This window comes from Spirosoma knui (assembly GCF_054780635.1).
In genome coordinates this window covers 37,568-55,427 of sequence record NZ_BAAGVY010000004.1, presented here as the reverse complement: position 1 = coordinate 55,427, position 17,860 = coordinate 37,568, and the positions used below count along the sequence as shown (strand labels likewise).

Annotated in this window: 15 protein-coding genes; 8 read left to right on the top strand and 7 right to left on the bottom strand. The window is 48.8% G+C overall.

Going from position 1 to position 17,860, the window contains the following annotated elements:
• Window positions 1–16 precede the first annotated feature (16 nt).
• Window positions 17–1,069, top strand: a complete 1,053-nt coding sequence (locus ACYVIY_RS10805; RefSeq protein ID WP_460976353.1) for a gliding motility protein GldN — start codon at window positions 17–19, stop codon at window positions 1,067–1,069.
• A 75-nt stretch (window positions 1,070–1,144) separates the two neighbouring features.
• Here ACYVIY_RS10805 and uvrC read toward each other — a convergent pair whose 3' ends face one another.
• The 4 genes from uvrC to porW form a co-directional block, all read right to left on the bottom strand.
• Window positions 1,145–2,953, bottom strand: coding sequence for an excinuclease ABC subunit UvrC (gene uvrC / locus ACYVIY_RS10800; protein WP_460976352.1), 1,809 nt, complete (start codon window positions 2,951–2,953; stop codon window positions 1,145–1,147).
• 20 nt (window positions 2,954–2,973) lie between these two features.
• Complete coding sequence (locus tag ACYVIY_RS10795) at window positions 2,974–4,119, bottom strand: glycerate kinase (RefSeq protein WP_460976351.1); 1,146 nt, start codon at window positions 4,117–4,119, stop codon at window positions 2,974–2,976.
• A gap of 50 nt (window positions 4,120–4,169) precedes the next feature.
• Window positions 4,170–6,527 carry a penicillin-binding protein 1A gene (locus ACYVIY_RS10790; RefSeq protein WP_460976350.1) on the bottom strand — a complete coding sequence of 786 codons (2,358 nt, stop codon included), beginning with the start codon at window positions 6,525–6,527 and terminating at the stop codon, window positions 4,170–4,172.
• An 87-nt stretch (window positions 6,528–6,614) separates the two neighbouring features.
• Complete coding sequence (gene porW / locus ACYVIY_RS10785; protein WP_460976349.1) at window positions 6,615–8,867, bottom strand: type IX secretion system periplasmic lipoprotein PorW/SprE; 2,253 nt, start codon at window positions 8,865–8,867, stop codon at window positions 6,615–6,617.
• A 116-nt stretch (window positions 8,868–8,983) separates the two neighbouring features.
• Between porW and ACYVIY_RS10780 the strand changes: the two genes are divergently transcribed.
• From ACYVIY_RS10780 to atpH, 6 genes are all read left to right on the top strand, one after another.
• Complete coding sequence (locus tag ACYVIY_RS10780; protein WP_460976348.1) at window positions 8,984–9,259, top strand: AtpZ/AtpI family protein; 276 nt, start codon at window positions 8,984–8,986, stop codon at window positions 9,257–9,259.
• 51 nt (window positions 9,260–9,310) lie between these two features.
• A complete protein-coding gene (locus ACYVIY_RS10775; protein ID WP_460976347.1) occupies window positions 9,311–9,673 on the top strand; it encodes a hypothetical protein in 363 nt (120 codons plus the stop codon).
• 18 nt (window positions 9,674–9,691) lie between these two features.
• Complete coding sequence (gene atpB, locus ACYVIY_RS10770; RefSeq protein ID WP_460976346.1) at window positions 9,692–10,786, top strand: F0F1 ATP synthase subunit A; 1,095 nt, start codon at window positions 9,692–9,694, stop codon at window positions 10,784–10,786.
• Between the two features lie 124 nt (window positions 10,787–10,910).
• Window positions 10,911–11,159 (top strand): ATP synthase F0 subunit C, encoded by a 249-nt coding sequence (gene atpE / locus ACYVIY_RS10765; protein WP_394355941.1) that lies wholly within the window; start codon window positions 10,911–10,913, stop codon window positions 11,157–11,159.
• A gap of 199 nt (window positions 11,160–11,358) precedes the next feature.
• On the top strand, window positions 11,359–11,853 hold the full coding sequence (locus ACYVIY_RS10760) for a F0F1 ATP synthase subunit B (protein WP_460976345.1): 495 nt from the start codon (window positions 11,359–11,361) through the stop codon (window positions 11,851–11,853).
• Between the two features lie 6 nt (window positions 11,854–11,859).
• Window positions 11,860–12,399, top strand: a complete 540-nt coding sequence (gene atpH, locus ACYVIY_RS10755; RefSeq protein WP_460976344.1) for an ATP synthase F1 subunit delta — start codon at window positions 11,860–11,862, stop codon at window positions 12,397–12,399.
• A 78-nt stretch (window positions 12,400–12,477) separates the two neighbouring features.
• On the opposite strand, the gene ACYVIY_RS10750 is transcribed toward atpH, so the two are convergent.
• Both ACYVIY_RS10750 and ACYVIY_RS10745 read right to left on the bottom strand, forming a co-directional pair.
• Window positions 12,478–13,392: a serine hydrolase gene (locus ACYVIY_RS10750; protein ID WP_460976343.1), complete on the bottom strand. Its 915-nt coding sequence runs from the start codon at window positions 13,390–13,392 to the stop codon at window positions 12,478–12,480.
• Window positions 13,392–13,850 carry a GNAT family N-acetyltransferase gene (locus ACYVIY_RS10745; protein WP_460976342.1) on the bottom strand — a complete coding sequence of 153 codons (459 nt, stop codon included), beginning with the start codon at window positions 13,848–13,850 and terminating at the stop codon, window positions 13,392–13,394. The genes ACYVIY_RS10750 and ACYVIY_RS10745 overlap by 1 nt, the downstream gene beginning before the upstream one ends.
• 359 nt (window positions 13,851–14,209) lie before the next feature.
• On the opposite strand from ACYVIY_RS10745, the gene ACYVIY_RS10740 reads away from it, so the two are divergent.
• Window positions 14,210–16,684 (top strand): glutaminase family protein, encoded by a 2,475-nt coding sequence (locus ACYVIY_RS10740; RefSeq protein WP_460976341.1) that lies wholly within the window; start codon window positions 14,210–14,212, stop codon window positions 16,682–16,684.
• Window positions 16,685–16,781: 97 nt separating this feature from the next.
• Here ACYVIY_RS10740 and ACYVIY_RS10735 read toward each other — a convergent pair whose 3' ends face one another.
• On the bottom strand, window positions 16,782–17,432 hold the full coding sequence (locus ACYVIY_RS10735) for an oxidoreductase (protein WP_460976340.1): 651 nt from the start codon (window positions 17,430–17,432) through the stop codon (window positions 16,782–16,784).
• Window positions 17,433–17,860 lie beyond the last annotated feature (428 nt).

Genomic DNA, 17,860 nt, shown 5'->3' with positions numbered 1-17,860 from the left:
CAAACTAGGTCAGCAAATGAAACAAGTAAGAACGATGGCAGTAGCTGCTACCCTGTTAGCAGTAGCCAGTAGTGGAGCGATAGCACAGGAGAAAGCGAGCACTGGCACCAATGATCTGTCAGTTCGTGCTATCAATGAGAACGACATCATGATGAAGAAAACCCTTTGGCGTCGGATCGACCTAAGGGAGAAACAGAATCAGTCGATGTTCTCAAAAAACAACGAAATCTCCAAGTATCTGATCGAAGCCGCTAAAGCGGGTTTGATTGATGCTTACGCGAATGATTCGGTAGCGACAAAACTAAATCCGCAAAAATTTCAGGAACGGTTGCTAGTGCCAAACTCTGCTCCTCAACTGTCTGCCGAAGAAATTGCGGCTGGTTTTGGAAATGAAGCCGCAGGAAGCACCTCTTCAGATGGTTGGGGGAATCCAACCAAGCCAGATCCTAAAAAGCCTGCTGCGAAGAAGCCAGCTGATGATGGTTGGGGAGCACCAAAGGCTGCTGCAAAATCTACTGACGACGGCTGGGGGGCACCCGCTAAAAAGAAAGCAACGGCTAAAAATACGAAAGGTAAAAAAGGAGCCAAAGTACCCGTTATTGAAGAGCCGAAAGTAGATACTACAGCTCAGGTGGCTTCGACCGTTCCCGCCGGAGATGAATACTTTGCGAAGGAATTTAACGTGATGGAGATCAAGGAAGACTGGATCTTCGACCGGAAGCGTTCGCGTTTGTATTATGACATTCAAACGGTAACGATTTATCTACCATCGGATAAGAATGCAGCTGGGCTGGAAGTACCACTCGCTACGTTCAAGTATAAAGACTTAGATAAACTGTTCCGGAGCGATCCGAAGAAGTTTATCTGGTATAACCCGCAGAATCAGGCTCAACACAAAAACCTAGCTGATGCGTTTGATCTACGGTTGTTTTACGGTCGCATCACAAAAGTGGCCAATCCAAACGATACCGATTTGATTGGTATGTACGGCGACCGCGAGGGCTTGCTGAAGTCGTATCAAACGGAATATGAGCTGATGGAAACCGAACACAGCCTGTGGGAATACTAAGCCATTCAATTATAACAGAAAAGGAGCCTGATGGCTCCTTTTCTGTTTCTGGAGATGACCAAAGTCACGTTACGTTTATTGCTCGATTGTTTCAAAGTAAACCTTGAGCTTGCTGGCCCGATCTTTACCCACGACTTCGGCTACCTCATCAAAGGACGCTTCTCTGATTTTTTTGACGCCTTTAAAGTGTTTTAACAGTTTCGCGGCCGTTTTCTTTCCTATACCTTCCACGTTTTCCAGCTCACTGATCAGGCTATTACGGCTCCGTTTGTCGCGATGGTACGTAATGGCAAAGCGGTGAGCCTCATCCCGAATACGCTGAATCAACTTCAACGATTCCGACTTCTTATCGATGTATAAGGGTAAGTTATCTTCAGGAAAGTAAATTTCTTCGAGTCGTTTGGCAATGCCGATGATAGGCACTTTACCGTACAGGTCCAATGCCTTCAGAGCATCACAGGCAGCGCTGAGTTGCCCTTTGCCGCCATCAATCACAATTAGGTCCGGCAGGCCCGTTTCTTCTTCCAACACGCGCGTATACCGGCGCGTAACCACTTCATGCATACTGGCGAAATCGTTGGGGCCAACAACCGTCTTTATGGAGAAATGTCGATATTCTTTGTTCGCTGGTTTACCACCTATAAAACAGACCATTGCCGAAACCGGATTCGTGCCTTGAATATTTGAGTTATCGAAACACTCGATTCGGTTGGGGACTGTTTTGAGCTGCAAATCCTGTTTCAACCGAAGCAAAACCCGATCTTTTTTACTAGCATTAGCGGTCGCTTCGGCAGCCGCGCGTTCCTGACGTTCACGCCGAAAATACAGTACGTTCTTCAGCGACATGTCCAGCAGCTTCTTCTTATCGCCAATTTGCGGAACGGTCACTTCGGCATTCAGGTCTACATCCAGCGTTATGTTTGAGATAATTTCCTTAGCCTGACTACCGTACTGGTCGCGGAATTCAATGATCATCATCGCGAGCAGATCGGGGTCAGTTTCATCTAGTTTCTTTTTAACTTCGACGGTATGCGTTTGAACAATAGTGCCATTGACAACCTTCATGAAGTTAATATAGGCGCAGGATTCATCGGAGGCAATCGTGAATACATCAGCATCGGCAATTTTAGGATTCACTACTGTCGACTTGCTTTGAAAACGCTGTAGTACATCCAACTTCTCTTTGTGCTGCTGGGCCTGTTCAAACGCCAGTTCACCAGCCGCCTGGACCATCCGATTCTTAAAATACTCCTGCGCTGGTTTTAAATTACCCTTTAGGATGTGATGAACTTGCTCAATATCTTTATCATAATCCGCTTCGGCCTGTTTGCCTTCGCAGGGGCCTTTGCAATTGCCGATATGATATTCCAGACATACCTTGTACTTACCAGCTTCGATATTTTCCGGGGCAAGATTGTAATTACAGGTGCGGATGGTGAACAGCTGGCTGAACATATCGAGCACTGTATACATAGGCTTTAGATTGGCAAATGGGCCGTAAAAGGTACCCAGTTTGCGATCAATTCGCCGGGTTGTGATCACACGTGGAAAGTGCTCATTGGTTACACAAACGAACGGATACGTTTTGTCATCCCGCAGAAGAATATTGAACTTGGGCTGGTAGCGTTTGATCAGCTGATTTTCTAACAACAGCGCATCAAACTCCGTATTGACGATCGTAAACTCAATCTTACGAATCTGACTGACCAGACGCAACGTCTTACGATCGTGTTGTTTCGAGTTGGTAAAATAGCTGCTAACGCGATTCTTTAAATCTTTCGCCTTTCCTACATAGATTACTTCACCCGACGCGTCAAAATAGCGATAGACCCCCGGCTCATGAGGGACTTTAGCTAACTCCTTTCTGTAATCAAATTCGGGCATACTATCGACGGTTGATTACCTCATTTCTTGTCAGCGCTGAGGTATGAAAGAAACAAGCGGCATACGTTAAAGGTTGCCTGCCGTACGTCACTGTAAGCAGTAAGTACCGCTTCGTCAAGCCGTTCAGGGCGATTCAGTACGGAAAATGCAGCGGTAAGCCCCAACGAACTAATCTCCTCTGGCGTCAGTTCAAGCGTACCGCATAAAGCCACTATTGGAACGCCCGCTGCAACCGAGCGATCTGTGACGCCTTTCAACAGCTTACCCTGCAACGTCTGTTGGTCGAGCTTCCCCTCTCCCGTTAAAATCAGATCGGCATGTGCCGCCCGTTGGTCGAAGTGAACCGCTTCAAGCACTACGTCGACGCCGGGGCGAAGGGTTGCGTTCAGAAAAGACAAGGCACCAGCGCCTAGTCCACCAGCAGCACCCGATCCGGGAATCGTTGCTACGTCGGCCCCGAACTGCTCATTGATTACATGGGCAAACTGCTGGAGCCCTGCATCCAGTTGGTCAACCATCTCCGGCGTCGCTCCTTTTTGCGGACCATATACATAAGCGGCTCCACTAGGGCCGAATAAAGGAGCCGTTACGTCGCAGGCTACCGATACTGAATAAGGCCGTTGAGCGGGGAGAACTGGAGGGGAAATCTGACAAATTCTCGATAACGACGCTCCAGTTGGGGGTAACTCAAGCCCGTTTTCATCTAAAAAAGACCAACCCAGAGCAGCCGCCATACCAATACCAGCATCAGTCGTAGCACTGCCGCCAATACCCAGCACTATATGTTCAGCACCAATCGTCAAGGCATGACGAATAAGTTGGCCTGTTCCATACGTACTGGTCAGCAGCGGATTTCGTTCGGCAGGGTCAAGGAGTTGGAGACCAGAGGCTAAGGCCATTTCAATAAAAGCCGTTTTGCCATCAGCCGAGACACCAAAACCTGCTTCAATCGGTCGCCCAAGTGGATCGTTGACAAGTGTAATATGCCAGTTACCATCAGTCGCCTGCGTTAAAATTTCGGCGGTTCCTTCACCACCGTCGGCTAAGGGAACCAAGGTAACTTCGGCGTTTATATCGGCGAGCCGTACGCCTTCTGCCATCGCCTGAGCTACCGACTGAGCCGTGAGCGAACCACGAAATTTATCGGGAGCAAGCAGAATGCGCATAGTTGGCGTGTTACTGACGGCCCAAGCTGGACACAGGCGTACAGACGAATCTATTGCAGTATTTCCTCTTCATCTTCGGGAACAACCTTAGGCGGAATGTACCGTTGTGAAGAGTCAATATGGTAGCCACCGCAATCGATCTTGAAATTATTGGGCTTCCGGAAGGGTTCAGGCCGGTATTGGGTTAGCGTCGGGTCTTTATAGACTTTCTGCATATACATAGCCCAGGCTGGCATAGCTAAACGGCCACCTTGCCCTAGCTCAATCGTCCGGAAGTGAATCGGCCGGTCATCACCACCTACCCATAAGCCGGATACCAAATGCTGAGTCATCCCCATGAACCAGGCATCCGAATAGTTAGAGGTTGTACCCGTCTTGGCCGCGATTTCATTACCGCCTTCCATGAGTTTGTACTGCGTCCGCAAACGCTGCGCCGTACCATTCGGCTCTTCAACCGCTCCCCGCATCAGGTGTAGCATTTCGTACGCCCGGTTCGCACTGATCACCTGATTCGCATCAGGCGTAAATACTTTCAGTACGTTGCCATTCTTATCGGTAATCCGTAGAATCATCATGGGACGTACCCGAATGCCGCCATTGGCAAAGGCACAGTAAGCCGCTACCATTTCGTACACAGAAACATCACCGGTACCCAGGCATAGCGTTGGGTTTTCTGGCAGATCTTTGCTTTCGATACCCATTTCGTGTGCGTATTTGATCACAGCTGCCGCCCGGGTCTTTTTGATGAGCTGTGCACTGACGGTATTGATCGACTGCCCCAACGCTTCACGTAATGATAAACTTCGACCACTGTAGCGTCCTGTCGAGTTCTTAGGCATCCAAGGCGGACCACCATTGTTATCCTCGCCATGCGCAAAAACAGTAGGACGATCAACCAGATGGCTACAGGGCGTTACAAATCCCTGGTCCATTGCGGTTAGGTACACAAATGGTTTGAAGGTCGATCCTGGCTGGCGTCGACTTTGGCGGACGTGGTCGAACTTCATGTGCTTGAAGCTGACACCACCGACCCAGGCTTTCACGTGTCCATACCGAGGGTCCATTGACATGAAGCCGGTATTAAGCAAGCGTTTATAATACTTGATCGAGTCCAGCGGACTCATGGTTGTATCTTTCTCATTACGTCGGCCACCATACACAAAAACTTTCATTTTGGTAGGTTTTCGCATCTCCTGCCAAATCGTTTTTTCGTCGTCGCCGTAAGCCGCCTTCAGCTGTTTGTAACGAGTGGTCCGACGCGCCACTGTTTCGATAAAGCCGGGGATTTCGACGTACTTTTTCGAGCGGGAGTCTTTTTGAACCCAGGGATTGCGTCCGCGCCAGTGTTCATAAAACTTTTTCTGCTGATCGCGCATGTTGGTCATTACAGCTTCTTCAGCATATGCCTGCATACGCGAATCGATCGTCGTGTAAATCTTCAACCCACTTGTATACAGGTCTAATTCCGCACCGGGGTTTTCTTCATTATACGCTTTAATCCAGCGTTTGATGTCGCCACTGATGACCGACCGGAAATAAGCAGCCATCCCCGTGTTTTGGTTCTCAACGCTGAAATCAAGCTTAAGCGGTTTTAACTTGTAGGTGTAGTACTGTTCATCGGTCAGGAATTTGTATTTCCGCATCTGGCTCAAGACTACGTTCCGACGCTCCCGGGTGCGATTTTCGAATAGGCGGGGATTATACAGGGTGGGATTTTTAAGCATACCCACCAGCATAGCCGCTTCTTCAACGTTCAGATTCCATGGCTCTTTCCCAAAATACGTCTTAGCCGCCGTTTTAATGCCATACGTATTGTTACCGAAAGAAACCGTGTTGAGGTACATCATCATGACCTCCTGTTTGGTGTAATTCCGCTCCAGACGAACCGCCAGAATCCACTCCTTAGTCTTGGCAATGATGAGGCCGATAATAGGGATGTTTCCTAAAACACCACGAAGCTCTTCCTGCCGAGTGTCGAACAGATTTTTGGCCGTCTGTTGAGTCAACGTACTACCTCCTCCCGAACTCGATGCGTCGCGGAACGTAACAAAGCCGCTTACCGCCCGAAAAAGCGAGCGCGGATCGATACCGGAGTGCTTCGCAAAGCGGGCATCTTCTGTCGCTAACAGAGCCGAGATAACATTGGGCGATACCTGTGAGATTTCGATCGGGGTGCGGTTTTCGACGTAATATTTTCCCAGGAGCTGATTATCGGCGGTGTACACTTCCGATGCTTCTTCGCTTTTCGGGTTCTCGAGTGCTTTCAAACTAGGCATTCCGCCGAAGAGCCACAGGAAATTGTAACTAACAGCCAGAATATACAATATCAATAAAATAACGCCTAACAGGGAGTACCGCCAGAGCCTTCGAATAGTAGTCCGGTAGGTACCGGGAGCGAGTTGAAGCATTCTATAGATTTACGTTTTTCAGTCGCAAGTTTTAGAGGTCCGATACGGATAGCCAGTTTGCGCCCGTTCGAACGGCAAACTATGCACTTATTTTCGTTTTGCCGTTTGTTGATCAGCCAAGGCCTGCATTTCTTTTACTCGGGGCAACAACTGACTGGCCGGATAATCGCGCACAAATTCGTTCAGGGCTTGCCGGTAAGGGTCTGCTCCCTGTACTTTGCCCACTAAAATAACCCGTAAAAGCGCTAATTTGTCTTCCAGTTGCGTACCGGCAAGTGTACTCAGTGCCGTTTCCGCCCTGGCCAGTGCTTCGGTCGTGTTATTAGCCTTATAAAGCTCGTAAATTTCCGCATAAAGCTTCTGAGCCTGTGCTTCTGTACTGCTGCTTTGGGTGGCGGTACGGCCGGTTAGCCGGGCATACGACGTATTGGGGTATTCAGTCAGGAGTTTTTCTTTCCAGTTCGACGATTTACCTAACTGTTCGTTCGAGAGGTGCAGGAGGTAATAAACTTCGGGTTTTTGCAGCGTAGCTGGGTATCGGGTCAGGAGCTGCTCAAACGTCGGAATGGCATCGGCTGGCTGGTTTAGCTGAAACTTGTACAGCTTTCCCAACTTGTACAGCGCATTTTCGATACGTTGGTTGGCCCGTGCCTGCTCTTCTTTGGAGAACGGGATTTTAGCCATCAGCGCGTCTCTCTGGGCCTTTCGGGTGTCAGCTGGCCCACTGGTTCCAGGCACAGCGTTTACGGGTCCCTGTGGCTGCAAGGGAGCGTTTGGATTAATGCTATTAGCTGCGGATCCACCATTAAGCGGACTATTTACGTTTGCTACAGCATCGGACGCTTCTTTGTTGCTACGTCGCCAGTTATCCTCCAGCGGCCGATTCCCCCAGCGAACCGTAAATTCCTGGCGTCCCTGACTCAGGGCCGTAGGGTTGTATAACACCCAGCGTTCATTGGGCGGCAGGTTCGAGTTTGTGGCCCCAGCCATGGCGTTGAAATTGCCACCCGATGCCCGTTCGACAATCTGTTGCGCCAAGGCCGCCTGGGCTTTATCTTCTTTTTCGCGTTGTTCGATAACCTTGTCGAGAGCCTTATCAAGCGCAGCAGGGCTCATCTGAGCCAATGTGAGCAGGCTATCGTCGGTGCGAATGGTCGTTTTGTATTGAACAAATTCATCCAGTGTTTTCTTTCGGGTTAGCAGCGACGCGTATTCGGGTGATTGCTGGGGCAGTAAAGCCAGCGCGCTATCGTAATAGACTTTTGCCTTGGCGTAATCGGTTTTCTTCTCGAAATACAGCCGACCAATTTCCAAATACGTATACGGAACCTGGGTTGTATTTGAACCAGCCGCCCGAATCGACTGACTATAGTATTCGATGGCTTTGTCAGTACGTCCGCTGCGGGCTTCGAGCAGACCCATCGTGAAATATACCTTATCTTTTAAGTCAACATTCTTCCGGTCGTTGAGCAGGTTCTCAAAGGTTTCGGCCGATTGTGCGATTCGCTTTTGGTCACCAGTGAGGCCGTTGCTCTGAATGGCAAACAGGTTGGCGTAGAACGTTTGATCGTACGTAGGATTCGATTTCAATACTTGCCGATACTGGTCTACCGCTTTTGTCGGCTGACCAATCAGGTCGTAGAGCTGACCAGCAATAAGGTGAAGCCGGGCCGTGGTTTCGCCTTTTTTCAACAGGGGAAAGGTTGCTTCCAGAATACCGACAGCCACTACGTACTCGCCTTTCCGTTCGTGCAGATACGCTTTTGTCAGGTAATAATCGCGGGTATTCGCTTTGTTGAGCGGCTGGGTACGTAGGTACTCCGCTACGTTCAGGGCATTGGTGTAGTCGCTTGCTTCCACATACGCCCGCATCAAACCCACCAGCGCTGTATGTTTATCATCGTCATCCGTGCCTTTTGTGTTTACGTACTTAAACACTTCAATGGCATTGGGCAGATCCTGCTTCAGCAAACGAGCTTTACCGATCAGATTGTACGCGTTGTCGAGCCATTTACTGTTCTGGTGGCGTTCTGGAATAAGCGATGCTTTTTTTATGGCATCGTCCAGTTGAGGTTTAACCGGCTGGGCGAGCAGGGAATCGACAGGCAACAGTATGGGCAGTAATTGGTTATAATTTTCCTGCCTCGTCGTGAACAGAACCTGCTCGGCCCCTTCAACCTGGTCACGGGCAATGATGTAGGCGTTGAAGTGGGCGGTAAGGTTATGATACCCTTTGCTGATGGGCTTGGTACTGTATTGCGAACACGAAACCAGCCCGCTGGTCAGTGCAGCAAAGACCGCTAAGAAATAAAACGGGCGGTAACGGAAATAACAGGACATTCTAATTGCACACGTGGTCACTCGTATTAAAACGTTCCGGGCCGAGGCAGTTATATAGAACGTTAGGCCAAATTAACGAATTTTGCCTTGTATATTTTACTGACTCTCCTAATTCTATGGAAAACAACCCCGATCCCTCGCCCCGTAACCGCTCGGAAAAACCGACCGAAGACAGCCCGCTGAAACAGGTAACCGAAAAAACAACGTCGTTTGCCCAATACAGCGGTATCGCGTTTCAGATGCTGGGTACAATTGGATTAGGCGTTTACGTCGGCCTGAAACTAGACGAATGGCAGCAGAACCGTCGGCCCATCTGGACGATTATCCTCTCACTCACTGCCATTGGCGCGTCGTTGTATCTCTTCATTCGCCAGCTTACCCGCAAAGGCTGATCGCGAAAAGACACTGTACAAAAAACGAACCAGGCGTTTCGCCTTGCTTTTATGCTTCGAATGATTCTGTTTACCATCGCTCTGGCGATTGTATTTTTTATAGCCGAACGGTATGCGGTCACGCCCTGGTTACATCCGCAATGGAAAGTGCTTTTATTATTTTTTGCCACGATCTCGTTTCTGACGCATCGGTTGATCGAAACTGGTTTACAGGGTAATCGCGAACGTTTTGTGCCTCTGGCGCTGGCAGCGACCATTGCCCGGCTCGTACTGGGTCTAGTCTTTGTCGGCTTCTTTTTATTTCAGGGCATTGAGCAGCGCCGGACTTTCGTTTTGGATTTTCTTGTTCTGTATATATTCTACACGGGCTTTGAGATGTGGGGGCTTACTCGTAAATTGCGCCAAAATTCGTAAAACGATCAGTAACGTCAGATGATGCGTTCGATTATTAATAAACTTTTTTTGGCTTTAGCGCTCGTATTGAGCTCATTGTCATTAGGATTGGCTCAGGAGCACGGGCATGAGGGCGAAGCACCCGAGAAGAAAGAAGGCTTTAATGTCGGGGAGATGATCATGCACCATATTAAAGATGAACACGGATGGGAGTTAGCCCATGGTGTTACTATCCCGCTTCCTGTAATTTTGTATTCGCAGGATCGTGGCCTTGAAGTCTTCTCGTCGTCGCGGCTGGCTCATGAGCAGGTTTACAACGGTTACAAGCAGGAGCACGGCAAAATTCACCGGGTAGACGAAGCTGGTAAGGAGGATCATGAAGCCAAATTCTACAACTTCTCGATCACAAAGAACGTGGCGTCGTTGCTATTGAGCGCCATTATTTTGCTTTCGATATTCCCAGCAGTTAGTCGAAGCTACGCTAAAAACAAAGGCAAAGCTCCTAAAGGACTACAGTCATTCATTGAGCCGATTATTCTGTTTGTGCGTGACGAGATTGCCAAGCCGAGCATCGGACCTAAATACGGTCGGTACCTGCCGTATCTACTTACCTTGTTTTTCTTCATTCTGGTCAACAACCTGCTGGGACTGCTGCCAGGAGCCGCTAACCTGACGGGTAACATTGCCGTTACGCTGGTGCTGGCCGTTATTACGTTCCTTATCGTAACGTTCAGCGGCAATAAGCACTACTGGATGCACATCATTAAGCCAACGGGTGTCCCTTGGTTTGTGTTGCCGATCATGATTCCGGTTGAAATTGTGGGTGTGTTCATGAAGCCGATCTCGCTCATGGTCCGGTTGTTTGCCAACATCACGGCTGGTCACATTATCATCCTGAGCTTGCTGGGGCTGATCTTTATGGCCAATGCCTTAGGAGGTACAACCACAAGTATCGCCATCAGCCCGGTTGTGTTGTTCTTTACGTTGTTCTTAAACCTGATTGAATTGCTGGTCGCTTTCCTTCAGGCGTTCATCTTCACGCTGCTGACGGCCATGTACATTGGCAGTGCAGTTGAAGACCACCATGAGGCTGATCATGGAATCGGCTACGAAACGACCTCTGAACTGGGGTAGTGGAGTAGATCAGCCGATCAGTTTAGGGGGTCAGGTGTTTGACTGGTACCTACCGAAAACTGATTCTTTACGTTGCAATCTTTTGTTGTTTCACTAATAAATCTGTTTGAATCTCATGTTCGCAATGTTGTTTGCTCTGCTGTTGGAGGCTACTGGTAGCGTATCGGTAATGGGTGCTGCTGTTGGCGCTGGTTTAGCCGCTATCGGTGCTGGTTTAGGTATTGGTCGGATTGGTGGCAGTGCTATGGAAGGTATTGCTCGTCAGCCAGAAGCGGCTGGTCGTATCCAAACCGCCATGCTGATCATCGCGGCTCTGATCGAGGCCGTGGCTCTGTTCGCAGCTGTTATTTGTCTGCTGGTTGCAACGGCTTAATTCAGCCGACCAGCAGTGACCGATTTTGAGCAGGCTGGTTCATTAGGAACTGGCACCCCTGCTCAGCTAATTTCTGGTAAGCGTTCGCTTGTTTGGGGTTGCCGACAAGCGAACGTTTCCTAACAAAAGATTGACTCGGTTTATGACAGTTTCATGAACCTCATTTAGAAAATCCGAAATCACAAATCATACATTTACAATGGATCTGCTTACTCCCGATCTTGGTTTATTGTTCTGGCAGGTAGTCGTATTCCTCGGTCTGTTTCTGATTCTCCGCACTTTCGCCTGGAAACCCATCACCGAAAGCTTAAACGAGCGCGAAAACAACATTCAGAGCGCGCTTGACCTTGCCGAAAAGACTCGTGCGGAAATGACGGCGCTGAAAGCCGATAACGAAAAACTGCTGGCCCAGGCCCGTAGCGAGCGAGAAGCGATTTTGCGTGGTGCTAAAGAAACCGCCGATAAGATGGTGGCTGATTCCCGCGAGAAAGCGGCCGCTGAAGGTCAGCGAATGCTGGAGCAGGCGCGTGAATCCATGCAAAACGAACGTCAGGCTCTGATCACGCAGATGAAGAAAGAGGTTGTTACGCTTTCGCTCGATATTGCTGAGAAAGTTCTGCGTAAGGAACTCGCTGATAAAGGTGCTCAAGAGAAGCTGGTAACGGATCTGGTCGCTAACTCACGTTTAAACTAAACCGCTATGGCCGTTGCTACAGTTGCAGCCCGATATGCTAAATCGCTTTTAGATTTAGCCCAGGAGCAGGGCATCACGGAAACGATGTACAAGGACATGCTGTTCTTCAAGAACACAGTGGCGCAGAGTCGGCCGCTGATGTTGATGCTGAAGAACCCCATCGTTCGGGCCGAAAAGAAAAGCGCGGTGATCAAGGCTGCTTTTTCTAATCGGGTCAACCCGGTAACAATGGCGTTTTTTCAAATCATCGCCAAGAAGAACCGTGAGGGCATTATGGATGCCATTGCCGACGAGTTTATCAATCAATATGATCGCTTGAAAGGCGTTGAACGAGCAACTGTAATCACGACCGTTCCGTTGAGTGATACGTTGCGCGAGAAATTCAGAACGATTGTTATGCAGACAACTGGTGGAAAACTAGTTGAGCTGGAAGAAAAAATTGATCAGAAACTGATTGGAGGCTACATCCTCCGGGTCGGTGATCGGCAGATTGACGGGTCTATCCGTAGTCAGTTGAACGAACTTCGCCTGCAGTTTCTTAACTGATCATACTCGATTACAAAGCAAAAGCGCACTAACTTAACGTAGTCAGTGCGCTTTTGCTTTGTATATGGCTCTGGGTGTTTACCACCACTTTTCATAGCCAGCCGCTGGTTTCCAGGTAGATCTTGGCTCAAAATGCTGCCAAAGAATAGCTGCTACGTTACGTAGTAAAGCAAAGCCTTCGTTTGAGCGCTCCCAGCTTTCGTCTTTCTGATTTTTTGTCATTACGCAGTACACGTATTCACCGTGTGGCGCATGAACGAATACCACTTCCGAACGAGCCTGATTGACAGCTCCATTCTTGCAGGCTGTTTTTATGTCGGGCGGTATTTGTGCTAAGCCATCATTATCCCAGTATTGCCGTCCCAGATTACGGTACATTTCCTCGCTGGCGTCCGGACTTACGGCACGACCCCGACGAATGTAGGCTAGTAGTTCGGCCATTTCGCGGGGAGTTGTTTGTCCCCATCCGTATTGCTTGCGATTCGCTTCGCGGCCTGGTGTTCGGGAATTGACGCGGGTCTGGTGAAACCCATTCGCGTCGAGCCATTGATTAATGGCTGTTCCTCCGCCTGCTAGCGCCTGACACCATAAGCTGCCGGTATTATCGCTCACAGTTTCCATCAGCATAACTACCTCGCTAAGCGGGATTTTAGCGCCATCTTTCAACGAGCCGACAATGCCATCGTCGTAATGCAGCGAATCTTTATAGACTAATTCCTGACCGTATTTTAAAGCCCCCTGATGAATCTTGTCGAACAGGCCACATTGGATAGGAATCTTGATCGTGCTTGCGGTTGGAAACAGCGTATCCGCGTTGATAGCGACAGTACGTCCGGTCTTGAGGTTATACACATAAATACCGACATCGCCCTTGAAGCCGGTTATCGCAGCACGCAATTTACGGTCCAGAGCCGCATCCGTTCGGCGGTTCGGCTGGCCAATGGCTAGTCCGTAAGTTGTTAGAATGAAGAGACAGAAGAACGTAAAACGCATCAGTATTGAATGGGCTTGACTAATTTAAAATGAGTTTGACTGAACAACGCCTGTTCATAAAAGCGAACGGTAGCCTGACGCTTCTGATTGGTGGTAACTTCGAGGTTAACGAACCCTTCCTGATGGGCCAGCGCGTCGAGGGCAATTAAAAGTTGCCGCCCTATTTTCTGATTGCGGTATTCTTCTTTAACAAAGCATTCCTGAATTTCGCCTACTTTGCCACAATGATGTAGCAGGTACTGAACGTGGCAACTTACAAAACCGATTACTTCTCCTGCCTGCTCCGCTACTAGGTAATGAATCGATGGGTTTGTCAGGTTATGACGAAAAACAGCTCGAAATCTGGTCAGGTCTAGCGTCATTTCTTCCAGTTCGCACAGAAATTTATATATAACGGATGCGTCCTGCCAGCGTGCAGCTCGGATTGTAAGCGTGTTAGAAGTAGATTGAGTGGCCACGTTAAAGTATAAGCTTACGTTTGAGGTGATTACGAAGTAGCTAAGATCGACATTACTGCGGTTCTATTCTCTTTCTATATGGCTAAAAATCTTTTCATCGTCCGTATATCGCTGTTCAACGCTTGTCATGAACATACATCACGGATTTGATTGATTAAGAGATTATCATAAACTAGTAATCGCAGTGTTCTGAATAGAACACTCGTTTATGCCAGAATGCTCAGCAACATTGGGGAGAAAAAATTAATATGAGATTTTATGTATAAAAATACTTCTAAAATATGTTCTATAGATGCAATTGGTATAAAGGTTGTATTACCTTTATAAGTACGTATTTAACCGTAATTCTTGTTCTTAGCATGAACGCACTCTCCGGATTTGCGCAATCACGTAATGCGAACAAATCCCCTCTCAACCCGCCAGCAATTCCGTTGCTGACAATTGACCCATACACAAGTGTTTGGTCATTCGGAGACCAGCTCAACGGTGGATCTACCCGGCACTGGACCGGGCAGCCCCAGCAGCTTAACGGTCTGATCCGTGTCGATGGAAAAACCTTCCGGTTTATGGGTAATCCCTCCTCCGCAGGCGAAACCATCGTACCTTCTGCCCAGAAACAGGCTTATCAGGCTCGCTACGTAACGGATAAACCTGCTTCAGGCGATTGGGCCAACGCCGACTTCGACGATAGCCAGTGGGCCGTTGGTCAGGGGACGTTTGGCAGTCGGGATACAGACCATACCAAGTGGGTAACCTCAGATATTTATGTTCGTCGAACGGTCATACTCGACAAAGTACCTGACGGGCCGCTTTTGGTCAATGCGATTCAGAATGACAATTATGAGTTGTTTATCAATGGTCAGCGCATTATGAAAGCGAGCGGAGTTACGGCCGAATACCGCTTAATGCCCACGAACCGTAAAGCATCGGAGGTTCTACGTCCGGGTAAAAACGTAATTGCCTTTCATAGTCAGAACTTTGCCGGACCGGGTTTCGTCGATGTAGAACTGCTGGAAGAGCGCCTGCTGAATTATAAAGCCGCTACGCAAACAAGTCGGCGTATGACGGCAACTCAGTCAGAGTTTATTTTTACGGCGGCCGGGGTTGAGCTAACCGTTACGTTCATGGCTCCGCTGCTGATGAACAACCTGGATGTTCTGTCGCGCCCCGTGCAGTACGTAACGTATCGGGTCCGGTCAACAGACGGTAAGACGCATGACGTGCAACTGTATACCGATGCTTCTGCCGAGCTGGCCGTAAATACGCCTAACCAGCTTGTGACCTGGCAACGGGGCCGGGTAAGCCAGTCTAAAGGGCCTAAGCTGGATTATATGCGGGTTGGTACCGTCGAACAGAAAGTGTTAGGTCAAAAAGGGGACGATGTCCGCATTGACTGGGGCCACTTTTACGTTGCTTCCGCCGTTGAACCGGGCACCAGCCGCCGGATTGGAACCTTGGCCAGCTCGTTGAATCAGTTCGAGCGGGAAGGTCGCGTTACCGATATGCATGAGCGAATGCCCCGTCTGGTGAACGACAGTACCCCGGTATTGGCGACGAGTATGACGCTGGGTTCTGTAGACGCGAAAGGGGTTGAGCGGTACCTGTTACTGGGCTATGATGACGTAAAATCCATCGAGTATTTCGGCCAGCCGCTGAACGCCTGGTGGCGTCGGTACAACAACGCAACGATTGAGCAGGCTTTGCTGGATGCGGCCGCTGACTACAATCAGTTAAAAACGCAATGCAATACGTTCGATGAGCAACTGTATTCCGATGCGCTTCGGGCGGGTGGGCCAACGTACGCTAATCTGTGCGTGCTGGCGTATCGGCAGGCTATTGCGGCCCATAAGCTGGTAGCGGGGCCACAGGGTGAAGCGTTCTTTTTCTCGAAAGAGAATTTCTCGAATGGTTCAATTGGTACTGTAGACGTGACGTACCCATCGGCACCTTTGTTTTTGCTTTACAACCCCGTGCTGTTGAAGGGCATGATGGAGCCAATTTTCCAATATTCCGAAAGTGGGCGATGGACTAAGCCCTTTGCCGCGCACGATGTCGGTACGTATCCACTGGCCAACGGGCAAACGTACGGTGAGGATATGCCCGTAGAGGAATGTGGGAATATGCTTATCCTAACGGCGGCCATTGCGGCCGTAGAAGGAAATCCGAATTACGCCCGGAAGCATTGGCAAACTTTAACAACCTGGACTGATTACCTGATCCAGAATGGATTTGATCCAACGAATCAGCTTTGTACGGATGATTTCGCAGGGCACATTGCCCGGAATGCGAATCTGTCCGTGAAAGCCATTATGGGGATTGCCAGTTATGGATACTTGGCTGGTCGAATGGGAGACAAGGCTCGCGAGCAGGAATATACCGATCTGGCCCGTGATCTGGCTCATAAGTGGATGAAACTGGCAAGCGACGGAACGGGCGATCACTATTCGTTGACGTTTGAAAGCCCAGGCACCTGGAGCCAGAAGTATAACCTGGTTTGGGATAAACTACTCGGTTTAAACATTTTCCCAAAAGAGGTTGCGCAGAAAGAGATCGCATATTACCTCACCAAGCAGCAACTATTCGGATTACCTCTGGACAGTCGAAAAACGTATACGAAGTCAGACTGGATCATCTGGACGGCTACGCTAGCTGATCGGCACGAAGATTTCGAAGCTTTGATTGCTCCCGTATTAAAGTTTGTCAACGAAAGTCCCGACCGTGTACCGCTCAACGACTGGCACGAGACGACGGACGGTACAAAAGTTGGTTTTCAGGCTCGGTCAGTAGTTGGTGGCTATTTCATTAAAATGCTTCAGAAAAAACTGCATAAGTAGCCTGGTAAGGCTCCAACAGAAAGGGCGTGTACATTACGTACACGCCCTTTCTGTTGGAGCCTTACCAGGTGTATTTAACGTCGAGACAAAAGTTCAATCAAAAATCCTGTAGTTTGTCGGATTCGAATAAATGTTTGCCAGTCAGATTGTGCTGGGCAGTTTGTAGCATCGCATTAGCCACTTTATCGGCACCAACCCCCTTGTATTTAGCGGGAATTAATGGATTTAATAGCCGCATAGCCCCTTCGGCCAACCGTTCACCCAAGCGCGGTTCGTTACGGTTTCCAAGCAGTAGAGAAGGCCTAAAGATGAGTAGGGTAGGGTAGTTTAAAGCCGCAAGATCTCGCTCAATCTGGCCTTTCACTTGATTATAAAAGAAAGCCGATTTTGTGTCGGCGCCCATAGCCGTTACAATTGAAAATTGTGAAGCACCATTAGCCAACCCCAGCCGGGCCACATCCAGCGGATACTGATAATCTACTTTTTGAAAAGCCGCTTTTGAACCCGCTTTCCGCATGGTGGTTCCCAAGCAACAAAAAATGTCATCAGCTTGTGTTAACAGCCCATTGGGGTGATCAAAATCAAACTGAATTTCCTGTAGGCGCGGGTGTTGCCAATTCAACGACTTGCGAACCAAAACTTTAACCTTTTCATAAATAGGCGAATCGACCAGCCGGTGGGTCAGTATATTGCCAATTAACCCCGTTGCACCAAGTACTAAGGCTGTCTTATAGGGAGGAGTATTCATGCCAAAAAGGGTATTTGCGCTAATTTAGTCGCTTACCCAATAAACTAAACTGCTCAACTGCGAAATATATTCTATTCTTCCCCCTTAGTACGTTTCAGTTCTCTTTTCCTGGCGATCGGTGCTGTTTTGTTAGCTGAACATTGCCTGCGCGTTGACGATGAATTCATCAAACGGCTGAATAATCAATTTAGTTGTTATGACCAGCAGCGACCACTAAAAAGTACCTGCATACAGATCGGAATGTATACGTAATGGGGGATACGGTCTAGAGAGTATGGGGTAAGTGTGAACGCCTATGAATTGATGCAATCGGTAAAGGATGCAAACGGATAGGCATAAACCAAATAGTTATGGCGTACCTAGTACGACTGCTTATAAACGAAGAAGCCGAATGAAGTCCACTTATCATGAACCCATCCGGCTTCTGT

Excerpts from the sequence above, each read along its gene's own strand:
- ACYVIY_RS10805 (WP_460976353.1), top strand. The coding sequence starts at position 17 with ATGAAACAAGTAAGAACGATGGCAGTAGCTGCTACCCTGTTAGCAGTA.
- uvrC (WP_460976352.1), bottom strand. The coding sequence starts at position 2,953 with ATGCCCGAATTTGATTACAGAAAGGAGTTAGCTAAAGTCCCTCATGAG.
- ACYVIY_RS10795 (WP_460976351.1), bottom strand. The coding sequence starts at position 4,119 with ATGCGCATTCTGCTTGCTCCCGATAAATTTCGTGGTTCGCTCACGGCT.
- ACYVIY_RS10790 (WP_460976350.1), bottom strand. The coding sequence starts at position 6,527 with ATGCTTCAACTCGCTCCCGGTACCTACCGGACTACTATTCGAAGGCTC.
- porW (WP_460976349.1), bottom strand. The coding sequence starts at position 8,867 with ATGTCCTGTTATTTCCGTTACCGCCCGTTTTATTTCTTAGCGGTCTTT.
- ACYVIY_RS10780 (WP_460976348.1), top strand. The coding sequence starts at position 8,984 with ATGGAAAACAACCCCGATCCCTCGCCCCGTAACCGCTCGGAAAAACCG.
- ACYVIY_RS10775 (WP_460976347.1), top strand. The coding sequence starts at position 9,311 with ATGCTTCGAATGATTCTGTTTACCATCGCTCTGGCGATTGTATTTTTT.
- atpB (WP_460976346.1), top strand. The coding sequence starts at position 9,692 with ATGATGCGTTCGATTATTAATAAACTTTTTTTGGCTTTAGCGCTCGTA.
- atpE (WP_394355941.1), top strand. The coding sequence starts at position 10,911 with ATGTTGTTTGCTCTGCTGTTGGAGGCTACTGGTAGCGTATCGGTAATG.
- ACYVIY_RS10760 (WP_460976345.1), top strand. The coding sequence starts at position 11,359 with ATGGATCTGCTTACTCCCGATCTTGGTTTATTGTTCTGGCAGGTAGTC.
- atpH (WP_460976344.1), top strand. The coding sequence starts at position 11,860 with ATGGCCGTTGCTACAGTTGCAGCCCGATATGCTAAATCGCTTTTAGAT.
- ACYVIY_RS10750 (WP_460976343.1), bottom strand. The coding sequence starts at position 13,392 with ATGCGTTTTACGTTCTTCTGTCTCTTCATTCTAACAACTTACGGACTA.
- ACYVIY_RS10740 (WP_460976341.1), top strand. The coding sequence starts at position 14,210 with ATGAACGCACTCTCCGGATTTGCGCAATCACGTAATGCGAACAAATCC.
- ACYVIY_RS10735 (WP_460976340.1), bottom strand. The coding sequence starts at position 17,432 with ATGAATACTCCTCCCTATAAGACAGCCTTAGTACTTGGTGCAACGGGG.